Origin of the sequence: Streptomyces sp. NPDC058812 (assembly GCF_042744565.1) — a bacterium.
GTDB classification, from domain to species: domain Bacteria; phylum Actinomycetota; class Actinomycetes; order Streptomycetales; family Streptomycetaceae; genus Streptomyces; species Streptomyces thinghirensis.
Window position 1 is genome coordinate 1 of sequence record NZ_JBHYOB010000078.1, and the last position, 1,456, is coordinate 1,456.

Annotated in this window: 2 protein-coding genes; one reads left to right on the forward strand and one right to left on the reverse strand. The window is 67.4% G+C overall.

Annotated features, from left to right (window positions below; all coding sequences use genetic code 11):
* The first annotated feature begins 56 nt into the window (after positions 1 to 56).
* Entirely contained in the window at positions 57 to 512 is a 456-nt protein-coding gene (locus ACFW48_RS38745; protein ID WP_386323383.1) for a VOC family protein, read from the forward strand.
* Between the two features lie 21 nt (positions 513 to 533).
* Here the strand turns inward: ACFW48_RS38745 and ACFW48_RS38750 are convergent.
* A protein-coding gene (locus ACFW48_RS38750; protein ID WP_386323382.1) for an IS5 family transposase occupies positions 534 to 1,408 on the reverse strand; the annotation gives its coding sequence in 2 pieces (ribosomal slippage) (positions 534 to 1,015 and positions 1,015 to 1,408; 876 coding nt in all).
* Positions 1,409 to 1,456 lie beyond the last annotated feature (48 nt).

Genomic DNA, 1,456 nt, shown 5'->3' on the forward strand with positions numbered 1-1,456 from the left:
CTAGGGCCTGTTGTGAAAGCGGATCGCCTGTCAGACCTGCCTGGGATGCTCCGAGCATGGAAATGACAGTGCAGCTGACGATCGACTGCTCCGATCCGCAGAGAATGGTGACGTTCTGGGCCGAGGCCCTGGGCTACGTGCCTGAGCCTGCCCCGGGCGGGCACGCCACGTGGCGTGCTTACTGGGCGGCGGTGGGCGTGCCCGAGGCAGAGTTGCCGGCCGGAGCCGGGGACATACCGGAGTCGATCATCGATCCCGCGGGACGTGGACCGAGGGTGTGGTTCCAGCAGGTCCCGGAGCTGAAGGTCGCCAAGAACCGGTGGCACTTCGACCTGAAGGTCGGTGGGGGCCGTGACGTCCCGCTGGACGTCCGCACGCAGCGGGTCAAGGCCACGGTGGAAAGGTTGGTCAAAGCTGGTGCCACCGTACTGCGGATCAAGGATGAGCCGGACATCGGGTTCTACGCCGCCGCCATGCAGGACCCCGAGGGAAACGAATTCGACGTCGTCTGAGGGCCGGTGCAACGGTGCTGGTCACAACCATTCGTTGATGGCTGCGACCAGCACCGTCGCTTCGTAGCGGACAGCGAGTTTGTCGTACCGGGTGGCCACGGCCCGGTGGCGCTTGAGCCGGTTGATCCCGCACTCGACCACGTGCCGCTGCTTGTAATCGGTCTTGTCGAACTTCGGTGGCCGACCACCACGCGAGCCGCGCTTGACGCGGTTGCGGACCCGGTCCGCTGGGACCGGGATCGTGGCCTTGATCCCGCGTCGGCGCAGGTAAAAGCGGTTGCTGCGAGAGTCGTACGCCTTGTCGGCCCGCACCCGGTCCGGGCGCTTGCGCGGCCTGCCGAGTCCCAGCCTCGGAACCCGGATGGCTTCCAGGACCGCTTCGAACTGCGGGGAGTCGCCCCGCTGCCCGGCCGTGATCAGGACCGACAAGGGCTTCTGCCCCTGTTCGACCGCGAGATGGATCTTGCTGGTCAGTCCGCCGCGGGAGCGTCCGAGGCCGTGGTCGGTCGGCTCGACGCAGATCCCGCCGGGCGGTTCCTTCTGGAGGCCCCCCTTTTCACCGCTCCCGCGGCGTGCTGGTGGGCCCGGCAGACGGTGGAGTCGACGTTGACCTCCCAGGTGATCAGGCCCTTCGCGTCCGCCTCGGCCTGGAGCTGGGTGAGGATCCTCGCCCAGGTGCCGTCCCGCTGCCAGCGCCGGAACAGGTCATAGACCCGGTCCCACGGCCCATAACGTTCGGGCACGTCCCGCCAGGGAGCACCGGTCCGGGTCCGCCACCGTATGCCGTCTATCAGCTGCCGCCGCGTCCACACTTGCGGCCGACCCGGCTTGATGCCCGTCGGCAGCAAGGGCTCAAGCCGGGCCCACTGGCCGTTCGTCAGATCACCACGTCCCACAAGACGTGATCATCAACGAACAAGATCCACTTTCGCAACAGACCCTAG